At 59.4% G+C, this 22,068-nt stretch carries 15 protein-coding genes and 1 tRNA gene; all 16 read left to right on the forward strand.

All coding sequences use genetic code 11. The features are described 5' to 3' along the window. Positions 1 to 126: 126 nt before the first annotated feature. On the forward strand, positions 127 to 1,668 hold the full coding sequence (locus DSM100238_RS03095) for a CPBP family intramembrane glutamic endopeptidase (protein ID WP_152355274.1): 1,542 nt from the start codon (positions 127 to 129) through the stop codon (positions 1,666 to 1,668). Between the two features lie 41 nt (positions 1,669 to 1,709). Continuing rightward, positions 1,710 to 2,261 carry a holo-ACP synthase gene (locus tag DSM100238_RS03100; protein ID WP_240812323.1) on the forward strand — a complete coding sequence of 184 codons (552 nt, stop codon included), beginning with the start codon at positions 1,710 to 1,712 and terminating at the stop codon, positions 2,259 to 2,261. 142 nt (positions 2,262 to 2,403) lie between these two features. Continuing rightward, positions 2,404 to 4,215, forward strand: a complete 1,812-nt coding sequence (locus DSM100238_RS03105; RefSeq protein ID WP_152355275.1) for an amylosucrase — start codon at positions 2,404 to 2,406, stop codon at positions 4,213 to 4,215. Positions 4,216 to 4,450: 235 nt separating this feature from the next. Continuing rightward, a tRNA-Gly gene (locus tag DSM100238_RS03110) sits at positions 4,451 to 4,524 on the forward strand. Between the two features lie 1,108 nt (positions 4,525 to 5,632). Continuing rightward, positions 5,633 to 6,337 carry a hypothetical protein gene (locus tag DSM100238_RS03115; RefSeq protein WP_167511021.1) on the forward strand — a complete coding sequence of 235 codons (705 nt, stop codon included), beginning with the start codon at positions 5,633 to 5,635 and terminating at the stop codon, positions 6,335 to 6,337. A gap of 153 nt (positions 6,338 to 6,490) precedes the next feature. After that, positions 6,491 to 6,760, forward strand: a complete 270-nt coding sequence (gene rpsO, locus DSM100238_RS03120; RefSeq protein WP_152355277.1) for a 30S ribosomal protein S15 — start codon at positions 6,491 to 6,493, stop codon at positions 6,758 to 6,760. A 320-nt stretch (positions 6,761 to 7,080) separates the two neighbouring features. After that, positions 7,081 to 9,801, forward strand: coding sequence for a polyribonucleotide nucleotidyltransferase (locus DSM100238_RS03125; RefSeq protein ID WP_152355278.1), 2,721 nt, complete (start codon positions 7,081 to 7,083; stop codon positions 9,799 to 9,801). A 349-nt stretch (positions 9,802 to 10,150) separates the two neighbouring features. Next, positions 10,151 to 10,714: a LemA family protein gene (locus DSM100238_RS03130; protein WP_152355279.1), complete on the forward strand. Its 564-nt coding sequence runs from the start codon at positions 10,151 to 10,153 to the stop codon at positions 10,712 to 10,714. Between the two features lie 53 nt (positions 10,715 to 10,767). Beyond that, on the forward strand, positions 10,768 to 12,951 hold the full coding sequence (locus DSM100238_RS03135; RefSeq protein ID WP_152355280.1) for a DUF2207 domain-containing protein: 2,184 nt from the start codon (positions 10,768 to 10,770) through the stop codon (positions 12,949 to 12,951). Between the two features lie 30 nt (positions 12,952 to 12,981). Next, on the forward strand, positions 12,982 to 14,496 hold the full coding sequence (locus tag DSM100238_RS03140) for a DUF2207 family protein (RefSeq protein ID WP_152355281.1): 1,515 nt from the start codon (positions 12,982 to 12,984) through the stop codon (positions 14,494 to 14,496). A gap of 580 nt (positions 14,497 to 15,076) precedes the next feature. Then, the gene (locus DSM100238_RS03145; RefSeq protein WP_152355282.1) at positions 15,077 to 15,781 is read left to right on the forward strand and encodes a VanZ family protein; all 705 of its coding nucleotides are present in this window, start codon (positions 15,077 to 15,079) and stop codon (positions 15,779 to 15,781) included. Positions 15,782 to 15,956: 175 nt separating this feature from the next. Further along, positions 15,957 to 16,820: an aldo/keto reductase gene (locus tag DSM100238_RS03150; protein WP_152355283.1), complete on the forward strand. Its 864-nt coding sequence runs from the start codon at positions 15,957 to 15,959 to the stop codon at positions 16,818 to 16,820. A 302-nt stretch (positions 16,821 to 17,122) separates the two neighbouring features. Continuing rightward, positions 17,123 to 18,517: a peptidase U32 family protein gene (locus DSM100238_RS03155; RefSeq protein WP_152355392.1), complete on the forward strand. Its 1,395-nt coding sequence runs from the start codon at positions 17,123 to 17,125 to the stop codon at positions 18,515 to 18,517. Between the two features lie 564 nt (positions 18,518 to 19,081). Then, positions 19,082 to 20,119 carry a purine nucleoside phosphorylase YfiH/LACC1 family protein gene (locus tag DSM100238_RS03160; protein WP_152355284.1) on the forward strand — a complete coding sequence of 346 codons (1,038 nt, stop codon included), beginning with the start codon at positions 19,082 to 19,084 and terminating at the stop codon, positions 20,117 to 20,119. Between the two features lie 187 nt (positions 20,120 to 20,306). Continuing rightward, positions 20,307 to 21,266, forward strand: coding sequence for an IspD/TarI family cytidylyltransferase (locus DSM100238_RS03165; protein WP_376831052.1), 960 nt, complete (start codon positions 20,307 to 20,309; stop codon positions 21,264 to 21,266). Between the two features lie 111 nt (positions 21,267 to 21,377). After that, positions 21,378 to 22,055 carry a pyroglutamyl-peptidase I gene (locus DSM100238_RS03170; protein WP_152355285.1) on the forward strand — a complete coding sequence of 226 codons (678 nt, stop codon included), beginning with the start codon at positions 21,378 to 21,380 and terminating at the stop codon, positions 22,053 to 22,055. Positions 22,056 to 22,068 lie beyond the last annotated feature (13 nt).

Raw genomic sequence — 22,068 nt, forward strand, 5'->3', positions numbered from 1 at the left:
TCGACGGGCGCAGCACGCGTTTGGCATCCCATGAAACGGTCAGCCGCGGCTGCGATGATGACAATACGACGATGACGACAGCATGTGCCTGCTTCGCAGGTGCGGGCACAGCAGGAAAGGGGACGCATGGGCGACCAGATTGATGATACGGACAGGACTTCTGCCGGCCAGCCGGAACATGTCGGACCAATCGGCGAGCCGCCGATGGCGCAGCCGCAGCTGACCCCGCAGCCGCAGCAGACCTCGCAGCAGGGGTATGCTGCGGATCAGCCTGCGGATCAGTCCTCCTCCCACACCGCTGGACAACCGGTCGATCCGCCTGCCCGACCGCCTCAGCCGCAGCAGTCATACTCGCAATACCAGCCGTATCAGCCGTATCAGCCGTATCAGCAGGTTCCCCAGACGCAGGCCAATGCGCAATTCCCGCAACAGGCGCCCACGACGGCGGCATACCAGAATCCTGTCTATCCCGTCTATCCGGCCCAGCTGCAGGGAACGCCGTATCCCTACCAGCCGTACCCGTCCGGGCAATACCCCTACTCGCCGCAGCCTGTGCCGCCGTATCAGCAAGTCCCGCCCTACCAGCAAGTCCCGCCCTACCAGCCGGCGCCACCGTATCAGCCGTATCCGCCGCAGCCGTTCGCCCAGACCCAGCAACCCGCATGGATCCCCCAACGCGTCCTGACCTACGCCCAACAAGTCCGCCGCGCAGTCGACCGCGAAGCCAGACTTGTGCTGTTCTATTGCGTGGTGATGACGGCGATCGCGCTGGTGGCCAGTATGACCATCATCGCCATCTTGACCCTGAAAGGCATGCCCACAACCGAAATCTACAGCGATGCACTCCAAAACCGGATGTCCGGTGTCGTCAGTCTGGTCGCTTTGGTCGGTTGCGCGGTCTACTTGGGGTTCAGACGGCCGCACGATCCGTTATGGAAAGGTCTGCCGCACGAACTGCGCCTGGAAATCACCGGGCACGGGCAACGCGCCCACCGCACGATGACACCCGTCGTCTTCCTAGTTGCCATCATGCTGATTCTCGGCGCTTCCAGCGTCTACACTTTCATCCTCGAGCCGGCGCTTGACTGGGTGTCCGGACTGTTCGGGGCGAAACCCGACACAGCGATGGACAGCATCGACGCCTCGATGGGCACGCTGGCGATGGTCCTGTACGCCGGCTTCTTCGGCCCGATCATGGAGGAGCTGTTGTTCCGCGGTCTGGTGATGCCTGCGCTCGCCAAGTACGGCAAAGTGTTCTCGATCGTCACCAGCGCGGTGATGTTCGGCTTCTTCCACACGGATTTGCTGCAAGGCGCGTACGCGATCCTTGTCGGTCTGGTGTTGGGCTATATCGCCACCGAATACGGGCTGGTATGGTCGATCGTGCTGCATATCACGAATAATTTCGTCTTCTCTGACCTGCTTTCGCGCCTGTTGGCCGTGATGCCGCAGGACGCGCAGAACATCGTCGGCTACGGGTTCACCATCGCCGTCGGTGTGGGTTCCCTGCTGTACCTCATCCTGCGTTTCAACCGGATCCGCGAGTATATGAAAGCCCATCGCAGCCCGCAGGGCACGGTCGCGGCATGCTGGAGCTCCCCATGGTTCCTGGTGTTCCTTGTGCTGTCGTTCCTCGTCGCCTGTGCGACCGGATTCACTTCGGCGTGATGATGCTGGATGCGGATGGAACGGCGGAATCAGTGCCGCCGATGGCGTCAACGGCGGTGAGAATAGTGGCGGATCGGCAGAGGTTCGCGGACCGTATCTTCGGTCTCGGCCATGATGTCGTGGCGCTGGATGCGTTCGCCGAGCAACTCGAATCGCCCGGCAGTGGTATGCGTAGGCTGTTCTCGCCGCGCGAGCTGCGGCAAAGCGCCTTGCGTGGCCGGCTCAAGGCCGATGGCGAGGCTGTGCATCTTGCCGCACGGTGGGCCGGCAAGGAAGCGGTGATCAAAGCGTGGTGCGAGGCGCTGGGGGAGTCCGGCCCGCTTCCGTATACCGTGGACACCGTCCCGTGGTCGGGGATTGAGATTCTCGATGATGCGCGCGGGGTGCCGCATGTGGTGCTTGCCGACGATGTCGCGCTGGCGTTGTCCGACGCTTTGCCTGGTGTCCATCGTGGTGCTCATCGTGGCGTGTCCGCTGCGACCGATGCCGGCGCACAACCTCAGGGGGATGCGCCGCGCTGGCTGTGGCATATCTCGCTGAGCCATGACGGGCCGGTCGCTTCTGCGGTCGTGATCCTTGCCGTGTGCGGTTGAATCGATGAAAGGAATCGTGGGTTCAGATGAATGCTTGCTGACTCGGAGTGTTGCATTGCCTGACTCGAACCGGTTTGATATACTGTTGGGCACCCCGACCCGAAGGTACTGGTCGCTGGGATCAGAGACATAGGAGTTTCAGATGGCTGCCAAGCATATCGATACCGTATTCGCTGAGCGCCTCGCGCCTCGCCGCGCCGAACTAGAGGAGCTGTTCCGCTCATTGTATGGCGATTCGCCGGAATTGGCGCACTTCGAGCGCGTTATGGCCAAAGCGCACGCCGACCGGCCCGCCGATCTCAAACGTCTCGACACCGCTCGTGAGCGCGACCCGCAGTGGTATCGGCGTGGCGACATGTTCGGCATGACCATGTACACCGATCTGTTCGCCGGCAAATTGACCGACCTGGCCAAACACATCGACTATCTCAAAGAACAGCATCTGACCTATCTGCACCTCATGCCGCTGCTGACCATGCCGCATCCGGACAACGACGGCGGCTACGCCATCGAGGATTTCGACACCGTCGACCCATCCATCGGCACCAATCAGGATCTCGCCGACCTTACCGCGAAACTGCGCAAAGCCGGCATCAGCCTATGCCTTGATTTCGTCATGAACCACACCGCCTCGACCCACCGGTGGGCGAAAGCGGCGCAGGCGGGCGACCCCGAATACCAGGATTATTACTTCTGCTACGACGACCGCACCATCCCCGACCAGTATGATGCCGTCGTCCCGCAGGTTTTCCCGACCGCGGCGCCCGGCAACTTCACCTGGAACGAACAGATGGGCAAATGGGTCATGACCCAGTTCTACCCATTCCAATGGGATCTCAACTACCGCAACCCGAAAGTCTTCGTCGCCATGATGTCCAGCCTGCTGCATCTGGCCAATCTCGGTGTCGAAGTCTTCCGCATCGACGCCGTGCCGTATATCTGGAAGCAGCTCGGCACCAACTGCCGCAACCTGCCGCAAGTGCACACCATCGTGCGCATGATGCGCATCATGTCCGAAATCGTCTGCCCTGCCGTCGTGTTCAAAGGCGAGGTCGTCATGGCCCCCAAGGAGCTCGCCGCCTACTTCGGCACCCCCGACAAGCCCGAATGCCACATGCTGTACAACGTGTCCGTCATGGTCAACCTGTGGAGCGCGCTCGCCAACGGCGATACCCGGCTGCTTAAAACCCAGATCGACAAGCTTGACGCGCTGCCCGACAACTGCTGGTTCGTCAACTACCTACGCTGCCATGACGATATCGGCTGGGGTTTGGATGAGGATGTCGAACGCCAGCTGGGCATCGACCCGCTCAAACACAAGGAATTCCTGTACCACTTCTACGAGGGCATGGTGCCCGGCAGCTGGTCGATGGGCGAACTGTACAACTACGACCCGGCGTCCGGCGACGCGCGCAGCTGCGGCACCACGGCGAGCCTGTGCGGCATCGAACGCGCCATCATCACCCACGACCGGCCTCTCTACGAGCGTTCGATCCAGCGTGACCTGCTGATGCATCATGCGATGGGCTTCCTTCGCGGGTTCCCGATGCTCAACTGCGGCGATGAAATCGGCCAGCTCAACGGCTGGGATTACAAGGAAGATCCCGATCGTGTCGCCGACAGCCGCAATCTGCACCGCAGCCGCTTCAACTGGAAGAACGTGGCACAGCGCGATGTTCCCGGAACCTTGCCCAACCGGTTGTGGGAGGGTATGGCGGATGTGCGCCAGATGCGTTCGGATCCGTGCTTCGCCCCTGACGCGTGGGTCACGACGTGGGATGCGCATGATGATGGCGTTCTCGCGATGGTTCGGCAAGCCGAAGGGCGCACGGTGCTCGGCGTGTTCAATTTCGCGAATCGTGACGCGACGGCGACGCTCGACAGCATCGAAGGGGTCAGCCTGCCGCGCACGGTGGCGCTCAAACCGTACGAGTGGAAGATCGAGGTGTGCTGACGGTCGATTCGGTTACCGGTGTGCCGCCGCTCCTTCCTTGGATGCAGGATGCGGCGGTATGCCGGTGCGGTGACTTGCTGGTTGGTGTGTCGGTGTGCCGGAGATGTTGACATGTGCTGGCATGCTGATGTGCTGGCAGGTTGGTGCGCTGGTGTCTCCCTGATTCGCGGCGCGTCGTCATGGATTCGTGTATAATGGCACGAGTTGCGCCGAATGCTTGCATCTGGTGCGATGCGCGGATGTAGCTCAATGGTAGAGCCTCAGTCTTCCAAACTGATTACGCGGGTTCGATTCCCGTCATCCGCTCCACAAGCCCCGGAACCCCGGGGCTTTTTCGTTGCTCACCCGGCTGGCGTCGACGGTTTGCATCACCATACAAACTGGTTACGCTGAATGCCCGGTTGGCGTCGACGGTTTGCGCCACCATACAAACTGGTTACGCTGAATGGCCGGTTAGCGTCAACAGTTTGTATCACTGCACAAACTGGTTACGCTGAATGCCCGGCTAGCGTCGACGGTTTGTACCACCACACAAACCAGTTGCGCGGGATGCCCGGTTGGCGTCAACGGTTTGTACCACTGCACAAACTGGTTACGCTGAATGCCTGGTTGGCGTCAACAGTTTGTATCACCGCACAAACCAGGAGTTATAGGCCAACATGTGACTCCGGCAGTGATGCATACCTTCTGCTGACGCTGGGCGTACTGTGAGCGTCGGTAGAAGCAGGGTGATTGGTCGGCATGTGTGTCCGGTGGTGGGGATGCCGGAGACAACGCCATCCGCCCAGGTGTTCCCCGCACATTGCGTATGCAGCGACATGCGCGACTGTCCAAATCTCGTCGGAAAGCCGCGGCACAGGGCAGTATCCGGCGGTTTGCGTATGCCAGCGCATGCGTTACCGGGCATTACGGCTCTTGGATCGGACGAAACGCATGCTATCGGGTGCGTGACGTATGCCGTGCCATGCGCGATGCGCGACGCTGCAGATCCATCGCAGCTGATTCCGGACACGCAGATAGGCCAAAGCCTTATCCTCTTCGATCGGTCGCACAAGTGCTGCTTGCATCGCCGGTTTGTATGATTCCCGGTCAGATGCGACGGCGGAGCCTCACCGCAAGTCGGCGCAAGTCTCACGATCTCGCATTTGGATGCCGATTCAGCCCGTCTTTCGTGCGAATCCGATCCGACTGCGGCATACTAGAGTGGATAGCGAAATCATGCGTGTGGCCGTCGCGCCGCATGTTCGGACAAGCGAGGCGATGCATGGCACAAACGAGCCCACACAACAGCGCGGACATGAGCGGGGAGAAGGCTGCTGACGTGATTGATACGGCAGCGGCGAGAACGGCTGAGGCGCACACTGCCGGCGTGTCCGCTGCAGATGCGGCCGGAACGGCTGAGGTCCAGCCCACTGGCGTGTCCGCTGCGGAAGACGCAGATTCCGCCTCTGTCGCCGGCGAAGTGAACACCGCAACCGAAATCGTGCGCGGGAAGGTCGAGCATGTGGACGTGTCGAAGCATCCCGAGCCCACAATCCCCGACAGTGATTTGTCTTTGGCGGATATCGAACGCAGCAAGTCGCATCCGGTGCAATGGGCGGTATTCGCAATCCTGTTGCTGCTGGCGATTATTGTGCCCTATGGCATCGGGCGTGATATCGCCGTCCATAACACCGCTGATTTGGTCGCAGCGGTCAGCGCTCTGTCCGTGCAGGGGGTGACGTTCGTCTCGTGGCTGGTCACCGTGCTGATGTTCACGGGACTTGGCATGCTGATCGTCGATACGCGTCGCTGGTTGTGGCGTGTGGTGTTCGTGGTCGGTGTCATCGCTGAGCAGTTGGTTGCGGGCATGTGCCTGTTGCGGTTCAATTTCTGGTATTCGACGTATGTCGTATACGGCTCTGCGGCACCGTTGGCGAATGCGGCGAATCTTGGCATTATGACCGCAGGCGTCGCAGTGGCGGTGTATGCGGTGGTATTCGTGGGGCTGTTGGTGGTCATCCGCAAGGATTCTCCGCTCAACGTGCTTACGCACAGCTGGGCTTCGTTCACGATGTTCTTTGTGATTGAGGTTGTCGCGTTGTGCATCACGATGTTCGGCGGTTTGCTCGAATCGGTGTGAACGTCTGAGGTGTCGCGCTGAGGTCGCCATGCCGTGCTGAAGATTTTCCGCACCTTGGTTTACAATTGTGTTTTGGCGTGTTTCGCCCGCGGATAGAGAGCGCTCCGGCATTGGGCCGGTGGCACCGCGCAGCTAGAACCCAAGGAGGAAGCCGTGGCACTTACGGCTCAGGACAAGCAGGAAATCATCAGCAAGTACGCGACGCACGAAGGCGACACCGGTTCCCCGGAGGTCCAGGTTGCGCTGCTTACCAAGCGCATCGCTGATTTGACCGAGCACCTCAAGACCCACAAGCACGATCATCATTCGCGCCGTGGCCTGTTGCTCATGGTCGGCGACCGTCGTCGTCTGCTTGACTATCTCAAGCGTGAGGACATCAATCGTTACCGTTCCTTGATCGACCGTCTCGGCCTGCGTCGATAGAAGACTTCCGCCCGTGCCTTGTGCGCGGGCGCTTGTATATCATAAGGGTCTCGCCCAAGGGGCGGATCGGTGTCGACGGTGGCGGGCAGCATGGCAGCGCCTGCCGCCGCCGAGACAGGATGGGTATGCCGAGGGTCGGCAGGGCATGCACGGGATGCGATGCCGCAAGCGAAAAGTCAAAGAATAAGTGAATAATGGAACTGACGTTCTGACACGAGGAAAACGAAGGATTCGCGGCCAGGTATGCCGCGTGACACGCAAGGCCTGCGTCAGGTCAGTATTGGTTCAGGTAGATAGATAATCAAACAAAGGAGGAACCCTTGGAGGGTCCCGAAATCAAGGCCGTAGAGGCTGTTATCGATAATGGTTCATTTGGCAAGCGCACGTTGCGCTTCGAGACGGGTCGTCTCGCCCAGCAGGCGGATGGGGCTGTTGCCGCCTATCTTGACGATGATTCGATGGTGCTGTCCACCACCACGGCCGGTTCCAGCCCGAAGGAGAACTACGACTTCTTCCCGCTGACCGTTGACGTGGAAGAGAAGATGTATGCCGCGGGCAAGATTCCGGGCTCCTTCTTCCGCCGTGAAGGCCGTCCGAGCTCAGAGGCGATTCTCGCCTGCCGTATCATCGACCGCCCGCTGCGTCCGCTGTTCCCGCACACGCTGCGCAACGAAGTGCAGGTCGTGGAGACCGTGCTTGCCGTCAATCCTGACGACGCTTACGATGTGCTCGCACTGAACGCTGCGTCCGCGTCCACCATGATTTCCGGTCTGCCGTTCGAAGGTCCGGTTTCGGGTGTGCGTCTCGCCTTGATCGACGGCCAGTGGGTCGCTTTCCCGCGTTGGAGCGAACGCGAGCGTGCGGTGTTCGAAATCGTCGTCGCCGGTCGTGTGGTCGAAAACGGCGATGTCGCCATCGCTATGATCGAAGCCGGTGCCGGCAAGAACGCTTGGCATCTTATTTATGACGAGGGCCAGACCAAGCCGGACGAGGAAGTCGTCGCCGGCGGTCTTGAGGCGGCCAAGCCGTTCATCAAGACGATTTGCGAAGCCCAGAACGAGCTCAAGGCCAAGGCTCCGAAGCCGGCCAAGGAGTTCCAGCTGTTCCCGGAGTATACTGAGGATCTGTATAACCGCATCGACGAAATCGCCCACGCCCAGCTCGACGAAGCCCTGTCCATCGCGGAGAAGCTGCCTCGTCAGGAGCGTATCCACGAAATCAAGGAGCAGGTGCGTGAGCAGCTGGCCAATGAGTTCACCGATATGGACGACGCCGAGAAAGAGAAGGAACTCGGCAACGCGTTCAAGGAGCTGCAGCGCCAGATTGTGCGTCGCCGCATCCTGACCCAGGATTACCGCATTGACGGCCGTGGTCTGCGCGATATCCGTACGTTGTCCGCTGAAGTGGACATTGTGCCGCGCGTCCACGGTTCTGCGCTCTTCCAGCGCGGCGAGACCCAGATTCTCGGTGTCACCACGCTTGGCATGCTCAAGATGGAGCAGCAGATTGACGCACTGAGCGGCCCGCAGTCCAAGCGCTACATGCACAACTATGAGATGCCGCCGTATTCGACTGGCGAAACCGGGCGTGTCGGTTCTCCGAAGCGCCGCGAAATCGGCCATGGCGCTCTCGCTGAGAAGGCGCTTGTGCCGGTGCTGCCGAGTCGCGAGGAGTTCCCGTACGCGATCCGTCAGGTTTCCGAAGCTATCGGTTCCAACGGTTCCACCTCCATGGGCTCTGTGTGCGCGTCCACGCTGTCGCTGCTGTCCGCTGGCGTGCCGCTGAAGGCTCCGGTGGCAGGCATCGCGATGGGTTTGGTCTCCGGTGATGTCGACGGCCAGCACATTTACAAGACGCTGACCGATATTCTGGGTGCCGAAGACGCGTTCGGCGATATGGACTTCAAGGTGGCCGGCACGTCCGAGTTCATCACCGCGTTGCAGCTGGACACCAAGCTTGACGGCATTCCTGCCGATGTGCTTGCCGCCGCTCTGCAGCAGGCGAAGGAAGCCCGCGCCACGATTCTCGACCTGATCAACGAGTGCATCGACGGCCCGGCCGAGATGAGCCCGTTCGCTCCGCGTATCATCACCACCAAGGTGCCTGTCGAGAAGATCGGTGAGGTCATTGGCCCGAAGGGCAAGATGATCAACCAGATCCAGGAAGACACCGGCGCTGAAATCACCATCGAGGACGACGGTACTGTGTACATCTCCTCCGAGGGTGGCGCGGCTGCCGAGAAGGCGAAGGGCATCATCGATTCGATCGCCAATCCGCATGTCCCTGAACCGGGTGAGGTGTACAACGGCAAAGTCGTGAAGACCACGAGCTTCGGCGCGTTCGTGAACCTGACTCCGGGCACCGACGGCCTGCTGCACATCTCTCAGGTGCGTAATCTTGCCAACGGCGAGCGTATCGACGCTGTTGAAGATGTTCTGAAGGAAGGCGACACCGTCGAGGTCGTCGTGCAAGGCGTTGACGACCGCGGCAAGATCTCCCTTGCGATTCCGGGCTTTGAGGATCAGGAGTCTTCGGCACCGCGTTCTGCCGGTCGTGGACGTGACGAGCGTCGTGGCGGCGGCCGTGGCCGTCGTGACGAGGGCGAGGACCGCGGGTACCGTGGCGGCCGTCGTTCCCGTGATGAGCGTGATGATGAGTATGATGATCGTCCGCGTCGTGGTCGTCGTTCCGATCGTGAAGATCGTGACGAGCGTGAAGACCGCTATGACGACGATCGCCGCCCATCCCGTCGTAACCGTGAAGACCGCTATGATGACGAGCGTCCTGCCCGTCGTTCTCGCGATGATCGTGACGATCGTGATGATGAGTATGATGATCGTCCACGTCGTGGTCGTCGTTCCGATCGCGATGACCGTGGCGAACGTGGCGGCCGCGGCTATCGTGGTGGTCGTCGTGACGACCGCAACCCGCGATATGCGGCGGATGACCACTATGACGAATATCGCGCTGACCGCGAGGAGCGTCATGAGCGTCCGCGTCGCCGTGTGCGCCGCGATTTCGATCCGTTCGAGGAGGACTGATCGCACGCCGGGCAGGTTGTGCATGGCATGACCGCCCGGTTCCGCTGAACTGATTGGGCCGTCGGGATGTCCCGGCGGCCTTTTTGTATGGGATGTCCTGTTGTCCCCAACGCCCTGTGCCGCCGCAACCGTGGCACTCACTTTCACAAACTGTCTACGCTGACAGGCGGTTTAGCGTCACCAGTTTGGGAAGTACCATGTTCTCAATGGGTAGACTCTAAGTCCTCGATGGGCAGCCCCAAGAATCCAACGATGTGTCCGTTGGTACAAGGCTTCTGTAATAATTGAACAGCGGGACAGTCCTGCCGGGTTCATAGCGATTCCCGGAATTTCGAAGGAGAGAGTAACGATGGTGTGGATTATCATTGCCGTCATCGTGCTGCTGATTATCTTGTGGATGGTCGGCGCCTACAACAATCTGGTCGCTCTGCGTAACCGGGTGAAGAACAGCTGGGCCCAGATCGATGTCCAGCTCAAGCAGCGAGCGGATTTGGTGCCGAATCTGGTGGAAACCGTCAAAGGGTATGCCACCCATGAATCCCAAGTGTTCACGCAAGTCACCGAGGCTCGTGCGAAGGCCGTGGCGGTAGCCGCCGACAAGCAGGCTGGCACTGCGGAACGTATCGCCGCAGAGAACGACCTGACCCGTGCGCTGTTCAACCTGCAGGCGACCGCCGAAGCGTATCCGCAGCTTCAAGCGAATCAGAACTTCATGGATCTGCAACGCCAACTGCAGGAACTCGAGCAGAAGATCGCCTACGCTCGCCAGTTCTACAACGATGTTGTGCTGAAGCTCAACAACGCGATCGAGATGTTCCCCAGCAACATTGTCGCCGGTCTGTTCCACTTCGAGCAGGCGGACTTCTTCCAAGTCGATGATGTCTCCAGGCAAGCTCCGCAAGTGAAGTTCTGACATCCGCCGTATCGCACGGTATCGTCCGTGCTGTTCGTCGTAGGGGAGTAGCTGTGAAACATCGGACCGGTGTATGGGCGAAGGCGATTGTCGCCGGGATTTTCGTGACCTTGGTATGTGTGCTTGCGATTGTCTTGTTTTCGCGGGCCGGCGCCTCCCCGGATCTGTCATATCGTAGTGCGGACTACCATGTCGATGTGCTGCCCAATGGCGATTTGAAAATCACTGAGCATATCGACGTCAAACTCGACGATCGTGACAAGCCGTGGCGTCAGCTCTACCAGCGGTACAAGATCGACCCCGACCAGCTCACCGGCATTGCTGATATCAGCGTGCGCAACACGACCAGCGGCATCACGTACACCCAGACCGACCCGGTTATGCCCGGGGAGGACACCAACGGCGTTTGGGATTCCACGTATGCGAACCACTGGTATATCGCACGGGTCAACGGTGATGATCTGCAATCCTATGACGCGTCCGAAACGCCGTCATCCGGCACTGTCGAGCTCGGCTGGAATATCCCCGCCATCAGCCAAGCCGACAGTCTCGGTTTCGATATCACCATGACCTTCCAAGGCGTCAGTACCGCTTACGATGATGTCGCCGCGTTCCAATGGGAACCGGTCGGCACGACCAATCAGGTGCCAATCGGCAAACTCACCGGCACGGTCACCTTCCCCAGGGGGATAACCGCGAAGAACTCGTGGGCATGGCTGCACTATGAAGGCTCATCGACCACATCGCGCGGCAGTGACGGATCGCTCAAGTTCACCGCGTACAACGTGCAATCCGGCGACTATCTCGATCTTGTGGCCATGTTTGACGTGACGAAAACGTCGGGAGTCGCCCGGCAGCGGGAAGGCACATATAAAAACACCCTGATCACGAGCGAGAACCAAAAAGAGAAAGCATGGAAGGAACGCCAAAGCGCTCAGGCTGCAGTGCTGGTGGTCAAAGTGACGGCTGCCGTGCTGATCGCCATCGCCTTGGTGGCGTGGCTGGTCATATCCACGGTGTTCAGCAGACGCAAAGCGGCTTGCCCGAAAGACGTCGTCTACCGGCATGAGCCGCCGGATATGAGCCCGAATAATGCTGCGCGGCTCAACGGTGTACTCGACGACGTGTCGGACGAGCAGACGAACGCGCGGGCACTGTCCGCGACCATGCTGTCGCTGGCTTCAAAACATGCGATCCGCATCCTGCCAGGCAGCAGCGAGGCGTACGACGGCATCAACATCGTCAACCCTGACGCTCGTATGCTGTCTACTGCAATCGTGGCATCCCCGGTTACGCAAGGCATGGCAAGCGGGACAAGCGACAACGTGACCATTGTGATCGAACCGGTAAGTGACGATCCCAACACGCGTAAGCAGCTGAACTTGTGCGATTCCGAGGACGCGCTGCTTGATTTCCTGCAAACTGTGGGGCATCGTCTCAACAGCCGGGTATTCGATATGTTCCGGCTTCGTGAATCCATCGGCGATTGGGAGTCCGGCGCACGCAAACAGGAGTCGATGGTCGAACGGTTCAAGAGCGAGTTCGCATTGCTCAACGCCACGACATCCAACGGAATCAGCACTATCGTTGCCGCCATATGTTCCGTGATCTATGGATTGGTCTGCCGGGAGTTGTTCGTCGACAATGTGGCGATGCAATTCGCGTTGATTCTGCCCGTGGTGTTCTGCATGACTGTGTGCATGTGCCTGCGACGGGGAGTCGGACTGACCGACAATGGCAGGGTTTTGGCCATGCAAGTGGAGGGTCTGAAACAGTATCTCAACGATTTCAGTGATTTCAAAGATCGTGGTGTGCTGGATTTGGCCTTATGGGATCGGTATCTCGTGTATGCCGCGGCGTTTGGCATGTCCGCACAGGTGATGCGCCAGTTGGCGCAAGCTGTTCCTGAATTGTCTGACCCGGCTTGGCTCGATGCCAATGCGTCCGATTCGCTGCTCTACTGGATGTACCGTCCGACGTACTGGAACAGAGGCTTCGGTACGAATAGCGCGGCGGCGTTTGGTGGCGCGGTCGCCGGAACATCCTTCACGCCATCGACCTTCGCGGATCTGGGCACGCAACTGGACGCTGGCTTCGCTCAAGTCCAGGATGCGGTGGAAACGGTATTGCATCCTGTGGATTCATCCGGTGGCGGCTTGTCGGGCGGCAGTTTCGGCGGTGGCGGCTTCGGCGGTGGCGGCGGCGGAGCCGGTGGTGGCAGTTTCGGCGGCCGCTGACATCGAGGCAACATATCGAGGCAATATACGATGAATACTGTTGACGCTAGCGGCAGATCAGACCATACGCTGGATTGGCTGTCGGCTATGCCGTTGCCGCATATGCTCGAGCATCATCGTGTGCTGCGCGGGGTGCTCGCGGGTATCACCGTGCTTGCGCTCAGTATCGCGTTGATGCTGTACATGATGGGCGCCCGGTTCCGTTCCGACGTGTTGCGGGCCGTGAGCAGTGCGGCGCCGCCGATCTTGTCGGCAGGCGAATTGAATCTGCTCGCGCTGTGTGTCGTACTTGCGGTGGCCGGTCTTGTGTCCATGGTCGCTGCCGCCCTGAGCGCGCGCGTGGTGAAAAGCATCGGATATTGGCGTCAGGAACCGGATATCAGCCCGGCGAGCGCTGCTTGGATCCGTGGCATGATGAACGGGCGAGATTGGTCCAGCGTGCTTCCCCGTGCACTGGCCGCGTCGGTGCTGTCGCTGGCTTCCAAAGGCGCGATTGCGTTGCTGCCGGGGAATGTGGCTCGTAACGTCGCCGCAGGAATGGTCGGAAACCAGCAGGGTGGATGTACCGGCGGGGTCATCGCCGGTGCCTACGGCAATCTGCGTGCCTCGGTCGCATTCGCGGATGTGCCTGGTGCACAAGTCGCTGGTGCGCTGTCGGGGCAAACGTTCACGCCGGTACAGGCTTCCGTGCCCGCAATGGCCGATCCGCAGACACCGGCAACAGCGGTTCCTGGGCCGGCTGTCGTCGTCACGCCGTCACCATATGATCCGGCCGATTCCGAGACGTTTCCCGGCAAGACAACGCCGGACCCCATTCGTCGCGTGGCAGACGGCTGGCTGGGTTTTGCCGGCCCTGAGGGCAGTGTCACCACAATCGTGATCCTCCCGGGAGCGCATGACCCACAACTTGGCCTGTATGACAGCGAAATGGCTGCGCTCGATATTCTCGAACGCGTGGCGCAGCACAAGGGCGTCGCCATGTTCGATACTTCGCAGATGCGTGAGACGTATCGTAATTGGGGCGATGGCACGCAGGCGCTCACCGGTTTTTCCGACCGCATGCGACTGGAATTTTGCGGTTTGCATGCCACCCATCGCGTGGGTCGGCTCGCGCTGGTATGCGGGCTGGTGCTGTTTCCTGTCTCGTTCGTCGCGTTGGCCGTGCTGATGAGCCAGGGGTTGATCGCATTGTTTCCATCGGTGATGATGGTCCTCGCCCTGACCATGCTGCTGGGCACGAATCGATACGGTTTCACATATACCGGCCGCTACTATGCGACCCAAGTCAACGGTCTTGCCGCCTATCTTGAGGATTTCGGCGAGTTCAAGGATCGTGACATTCCTGATTTGAAGTTGTGGAACCGGTATCTGGTGTTCGCAGCCGCCTTCGGTATCGCGAATAAGGCGCTATGGCGGGGCCGGGACACGATTCCGATTGTCATCGACGAGCAGGAGTTCGAAGACCAGTTCTCCTTTGTCGGCATGGCGTTGGACGCGGGGGTCGACCATGCCATCACCCTGTTGAATTGGCTGTTCGGCGACTGACGGGAGCATCCGAGTGGAATCGGACGATGACTATTGATTCCTGACATGCGTCGGAAAAGAAGACGTAATACGGCATCGCTATGTTAGGGATATAAGTATAGAAGAGGTGAGAAAACAATGAAAAAAAAATATTGTACGTCGAATTATTCTTGTTATTTTTTCCGTTTTCACTGCAAGTGTATTAGGTATTAGCTCTGCCCAGGCATATAGCGTTGCTTTTAGTTATGACGGTTATGGAATTCGTGATTGGCCGTCTCTTGGTGCGACATATGTTTCTAGTGGAAAGACGGTAAAAATCGTTCATAATCAGACACCGGATTATGAGGGCAACGCATGGATGGCGGTTCATATCGAGAAGAAATACTGGTATGGCTGGAAGAGTGTTGCATCAGTGTCCTATAAGAATGACGCAAGGGGAAAAGTGTCATATCATAAAATCAGTGCCGATGGAACGTATCGTTTACGCTTTATCTCTGATCCAACGGCTTACTCGTTCCATGTTTGGGGTACTTTCAATAAATAGGTTCGCCCAATACAACATATGTGTATGAGTACATGTTGAAATGGGAGTGATTGCATCATGGCTGAATCGCGGCGAGATCAAGGTGATGCGCGATCGGCGACACGCGGTGTATTGCGGTCATCGTTCATTGCAATCGTTGTGTTTGTCGTGTCTTGCCCATTCATCTGGTTGCTGGTCGTTGGGCTTGGTGACCAGTGGATTCCCCAATTGCTTGGATACTCGTGGTATCAGCGGTTGTGTAATCCGCTGCCGGTCGGCACGATTATCTGCATCGCGGCTGGTTGGTTCGCTTGGTTCGCGTTCCAGTGTGCTCGCAATGCTGTCGGCGTGAGGTTCTTGCGGGCCAGCAGTATCGTGTACGTTGTTTTGGCGCTGGCAATTGTCATGCTGAAAAGCCGCGGAGTGCGCGGATTCAATATCAATCCGTTGAATCTCATTACCCAGTTGTCGGCATCGCCGTCCATTGTGCTGCTGAATATCATGGTATATATTCCAGTCGGCATGATGTTGTATGGCATGCATAATGCCAAACGTGCATGGATATCCATCGTTATCATCATTTGCGGTATGGAATTGCTCCAGTATGTATTCGCATTAGGTATCTTCGATATTGTTGATATCAGCATGAACCTTATTGGTTTTAGCATCGGGTATTTGTGCATGGATGAATTGTTCCGAAAATACCATTGGGAACAAGTGGGTGGACAATACCGCATTGTTCGCATTTCACATACTGCGCAGAATGATTCCCAAGCCCGCTGACAGTTTGCACCGCGGAATCGTTGCGAAATCGCTATGAAATCCATATCCGCCCGTAGGCTGGAGCTGATTACATCAACCGGCGCAGGGCGGATCGGCACCGAGGCTGGTTGACTGCCGAAATGTTGTCCGGTATACCGCGTGCTGCGAAGGTGCGTGGTGCTGCGAAGGAGGAATCATGACCTTGTACCGCGATCTGGGACCGTTCCACACCACCGCCATCGGGCATGGCGAAATGCCGCTGACCATCGAGAACAACCGCGGACATGCGGTCGGCATCGAGACGCTGCATGCTTCCCTTGATGCCGGCTGTCGTCATATCGACACCGCGTGGGCGTACTACACGCCCGGCGAGGAGGAGCAGACCGGCGAGAAACTGGTGCGTGAGGCGCTGGAAACGTGGAACGGTCCGCGTGATGAAGTGCTGGTCGCCACCAAGGTGGGTTTGCGTCGCGCATGGGACGGCGACAAGCCGATCTGGCCGCGCGACGGCAAGCCGGAGCATCTCATCGAGTACGGCAAGCAGTCGGCGCAGGCACTCGGCGTGGATGCGATCGACCTGCTGTACCTGCACCGCCATGACCCTCAGGTTCCGTATGAGGAATCCTGCGAAGGCATCAAGGCGCTGCTCGACCAAGGCGTCGCCAAGTGGGCGGGCGTGTCGAATGTCACCATCGAACAGTTGGATATCGCCCGCCGCGTGTTGGGCGACAAGCTGGTCGCCGTGCAGAATCAGTATTCCCCGATTCACTTGGAAACGCAGGACACGCTTGAGTACTGCGCGAAGCTCGGTCTGGCGTTCGTGTGCTGGAGCCCGCTCGGTGGATATCGCCACCCCTATGATGAGCATCTGTTCGACCCGTTCCGCGAAATCGCCGCCAAGCATGGTGTCAGCTATCAGCGCGTGGTGCTTGCATGGGAGCTCGCCAAGGGGGATCACATGTTTGTGATTCCGGGGGCGCATCGTCCGGAAACCATTCTCGATTCGCTCAAAGCCGACGAGCTCGAACTCAGCCCTGACGAGCTCGCGTATCTCGGCTGAGCCGGTCCCAACATCTGTTGTCTTCCACAAACTGGTTACGCTGAGGGGCTTCTCAGCGTAACCAGTTTGTGGAATGGAGTGATCCGCGGGAAGGCGGTTCTGGGGAAAGATGCTGCGGGACGTGTCAGGACGTTGCAGGACGTGTCATCGTGGCGGGATTGTTATGCTATGCGGTGATGAATGAACAGATGACGACCAAGCAGACTACACAGGGGTGCGCAAGCCCGCAGACAAACCCGCAGGCGATACCGCAGACCATCCCGCAGACCGCATCATCCCAAGCGGCCGAGCAAGCCGACCGGATGCCAACCACGACGACGTCACGCCACACCCGCCGACGTCCAGAGGTGCTGGCGCCTGCCGGCAATCTGCGCAGTTTGAAAACCGCGGTCGATTTCGGCGCGGATGCCGTATACTGCGGAGGCAAAGCGTTCGGTATGCGTTCGGCGCCGAAGAATTTCACGCTCGACGATTTCGAGGAGGGCGCGCGGTACGCACATGAGCGTGGGGCGCGCGTGTATGTGACCTGCAATATTCTGCCGCATAACGATGAGGTCGCGGCCATGCGTGAGTATTTGGGCCAGCTCGCTGAAGTCGGTGTCGATGCGCTGATCGTCACCGATATCGGCATCATGCTGGATGCCCGCCGCATCGCCCCGAAGCTCGAATTGCATGTGTCCACGCAGGCCGGCGTCACCAATTACGGTGCGGCGAACGCGTTGTACGAGCTGGGCGCGAAACGTGTGGTGCTCGCCCGCGAGTTGGATCTTGCCGCGGTGCGTGACATCCGTGCGAATACGCCGCCGGATCTTGACATCGAATGCTTCGTGCACGGTTCGATGTGCATGGCGTTCTCCGGCCGATGCTTGCTGTCGAATTATCTGACCGGACGCAGTGGCAATCACGGTGACTGTGCCCAGCCGTGCCGCTGGAAATACCATGTGGTTGAAGAAAAGCGTCCCGGCCGCTTCTTCCCGGTCGAAGAAAACAGCGAGGGAACCTTCTTGTTCAATTCGCAGGATATGAACATGCTTGGCCATCTTGACGATCTCATCGATGCGGGTGCGACGAGCTTGAAAATCGAGGGTCGTGCGAAAAGCGCTTACTATGTGGCCGCAGTCACGAATGCGTATAAGACTGCGGTGGACGCGTATATGGTCCAACGTGGATTCGAAGACGAGCACGGCAATGCGCTCCGGCCGTTCACTGACCGGGTTCGTCGCACGCCGGCGGGGGAGCCCGCGTTGCTGGGCGATGCCGCTCGTTTGCCCGGGGACGCCCCGCATGTCCAGTTGCCGCAGTGGGTGTTGGATGAGCCGTATAAAGTGTCGCATCGCGAATACAGTACGGGCTTCTACTATCCGGAGCATCCGGTCGGGCAGAATACCGATAGGGGCGGGTATTTCCGTGATTGGATTGTTGTGGGCGAGGTGATCTCCTATGATGCTTCGACGCATCGTGTCACGTTGATGAGCCGCAACAAAATCGAAGCCGGCCAAGACATTGAGTTCCTTATGCCAGGGCGTGAACCGTTGCGTATGACCGTGCCTGCGGGTGGTTTCCTTGATGCTGATGGGCATTGGGTCGAGTCGGTCAACAATCCCGCCCATGTGTTCTCCATGCCCTGCCCTGAGCCGGTGACGCGGAATGCCGCCATCCGTACCCGGGCTCGTAACCGGACGCTGAAGGCCGAATAGTCGGGACGGGGAGCGGCAATCTCGTTCGGGTGGTGCTTCTTCGAAAGCGCTGGGTGGCGGGTCCTGAAAGCGTGGTGTGGCAGGTTGCGTGTGTCAAGGCATGCACAACCTGCCATATTTCGTGATGATTTCCCAGTTCTTGCTGTGGTTCGGCCGGTTGTGTATGCCGGGACATGCGCAAGTCGTCTATTGTTGCGATAATTCGCCGGTTTTTGTTGTGGCGTGGCCGGTTTCGTATGTTGCGGCATACGCAATCCATCATGTCTCGTGATGGTCCGCCGGTTTCTTGTTGTGGTTCGGTGGGTTGCGCGTGTCTCGGTATGCGCAACCGATTGTGTCTCGCGATGGTGTGCCGTTTCTCCCCGTGGTGTCGCCGATTGTGTGTGTCGTGGCATACGAAACCGGCCGGATCGGGCGGTATCGGGCATGACCCGGCTGAATCCGGGCTGGACTTGGCGGTAGCGAGTAGGGGCGGCACCTGTCAGTCCCGCCTGAACCGCCAGAAGGACTCCGCCGATACGGACGCGTGTGGCGATTGCCCCGCATTCCGCTAGGATGGGCGGTATGAACGATCCTGCGAACATCGTAGACAGCAACGCCATCTCCCCGATTGACGAATCCGGCAATCCAATCCCTGTCACCATCCCCGTCATTCTTGCGCCCGGCATCACCGTGACGTATACGACCCGGCTGGGCGGTGTGAGCCAGGGCGATTACGCGGCGTGCAATCTGGGCGGCAAATCCGGCGATGATCCCGAGCGTGTGCTCGCCAACCGGGTGGCCTTGCGGGCGGCGGTCGGCGCTGATTTATCGCTGATCAGCCAAGTCCACTCCGGGAATGCGGTGGATGTCGACGGTTCATTCGCCATCAACACGCCCTTCGGATTCGATGTATCCGGTACGGTCCGTGGCGACGATGATACCGCAGCCGGTACTGATGGTGAGGCGGACGGTACTGGCACGCATCAGAAGCCGTCCGTGGTTGCCGCCGACGGCCAGGTGACGTCACGCACCGGCATTGCGCTCGGCATCTTCGCAGCGGACTGTCTGCCTGTTCTCATGGCTGATCCGGCATCCGGCATCATCGCAGGAGCGCATTGTGGCAGACGCGGCTTGGAACGCAATATCATCGCGCACACCATCGATCTGATGTGCACCAAAGGCGCTGAACGTTCCCGGATTGTTGCCACGCTCGGCCAGTGCATCTGCGGCGACTGCTACGAAGTGGGCGGGGATATCGCCGATGCCTTCGACGCCACATTCCCCGGCACCTATACGCTCACCCGGTTCGGCGGTCCCGGCATCGACATCGCCGCCGCCGCACGCCAGTGCCTGGACAAGGCCGGCATCAGCGCTGATCGCATCATCGATTCGCGTCCACGTGTCGCCGCCGCAACGCAATACCTTGCGCAGGACCAGGAATTGCGCGACTTGTGCCGTATCGACAATGAGGGCGATCCGGAACTCGACGAACGGGTCGGAGCCATTAAACACAGCCTGTGCACTTTGGAAAATCCGCTGTGGTATTCGCATCGTCGTGCCGCGCTCGCCAAGAAACCCCATGAGGGCCGTATGCTCGCCTTGATTTCGCGTCAAGCCTGATTCCCGAGCGTTCGGGCGCATTCCGATAAAGATTCGGTGCAGAAACCCGCATGCGCCACGGTATCGGGGCATGGTTGCGTTTACGGTGGGGCGTATGTGTGAAGAGAGTCCAGAATCTCAGAATGCGCAGACGTCAGAGCGCAGACAGGAACAGCCGGACACGCAGATATCGGTACATGGCAAGGGGATTGACCAGAACCATCAATCGTCACAGGCGAGGGCAAACGATGAACGTCTTGACACGCCGCAGGTCTCACGGTCTGGACAGTCTGGGGAATCCGCAGCTGCCAGTGCGGTCCGTCCAACTGCTGAGGCCGACCGTCATGTGCCGGTGGTCGCCGTGGTGCTGGCGGCGGGATTCGGCACCCGCTTTGATGTCCGCAATCCCAAGCAGTTGGTCGCGGTGGCCAATAAACCGGTGGTGTGCTGGAGTATAGAAGCGTTCGAATTTGATCCTCGGGTCACGGATATCGTCGTCGTGGTGAACCCGCAGGTGCGTGACGAGGTTGAGCGTCTTGTGGATGAGGGCGGGTACCAGAAAGTCCGAACCATCATCGAGGGCGGCGCCGAACGTGTGGACAGTACGGAAAGCGCGTTGCAGATGCTCGCTGATTTTGGCATTCCCCAAGATGCGAAGGTGCTGATCCATGATTCGGTGCGTCCGTTCGTCGAGCGGTCGTCCATCGACGGTTGCATTGACGCTTTGGATGAATTCGATGCGGCGACGGTTGCAGTGGCTTCGACGGACACGATTGTGGTGACCGAGGATCTCGGCGATCGCAAGGTGGTGCATGCGGTGCCTGACCGCAGCAATATGTTCCGCGCCCAGACCCCACAGGCGTTCCGGTTCTCGACTATCCGCCATGCCTATGAGCTCGCCTCGCAAGACCCGGATTTCCATCCGACTGACGATACGCGAGTGGTCGTGGATTATCTGCCGCGCACGCGTGTCGCGATTGTCGCGGGCAGTGAGAGCAATATGAAAATCACCACGCAGGACGATCTGGAGATGGTCAAACGATTCGCATTCGAAGCGACCCGCAAACGCGCCATCGACCGTGTGCACGGCATGCTTCGTTCCGGTGAGGCGCCGTCCGGATCCGGTATCGGGGCGGATGGGTCAGTCGACGGTTCCGCGGCGGCGTGATTCGCCCGGGCGCGACTGAATTGCGGCGGTATGCTGCGACTGCTGCACAATCGAGCGGCGCCACGGGTCATCGTTCGCGAGGGGCATGCGTCTGTGGCTAGACTTGAAGGTATGAAGCAGATCAATGTGGTGATATCAGGGTTCACGCCGTACGAGGGTATCGACGTCAACCCGTGTCTTGAGGTGCTGTCCGCGTTGGAACGTGACGGGATCGCGGGGGCCGCCGAGCAGGACGGCCTGCTGGCTGACACCCATGTGACGATCCACACGGTGCTGCTCCCGGTCAGTTTCGCCAAGGCATGGCCGATGTTGCTGGAGACCATCGAGCGCACGCATCCGAATATCGTCATCGCGACGGGGCTCAAACGTGCTGCGCGAGGCATGCAGCTTGAGCGTTGCGCGACCAATCTGATGGATGCCGCCAAACCCGATGCCGACAATCGTCGTCCACGTCGCATGCCGATTGATCCTGAAGGGCCCGCCGCATATTGGACGCGTTTGCCGCTGCGCTCAATCCTTAAGGATTTCGCTGATCATCATATTCCTGCGACATTGAGTTCCGACGCGGGGACGTACGTGTGCAACTCGCTGTTCTATAACCTGCTGAACTGGGCTGCGACGAAGGATCATGTCATTGGCGGTTTCCTGAATTTCCCCACGGTCAACGAACAACCGCACCCCCAGCATGGTCTGCCGCTCGCCCAGCAGATTGCGGCGGCGCGGGACGTAGTCCATGAGACGGTGCGGTATTATGTGCAGCCTTCTTCCGGGGAGATTCTGCTCGCTTAACCGGTTCTCGCGC

The sequence above is a fragment of the Bifidobacterium apri genome (assembly GCF_009299485.1).
Taxonomy (GTDB): domain Bacteria; phylum Actinomycetota; class Actinomycetes; order Actinomycetales; family Bifidobacteriaceae; genus Bifidobacterium; species Bifidobacterium apri.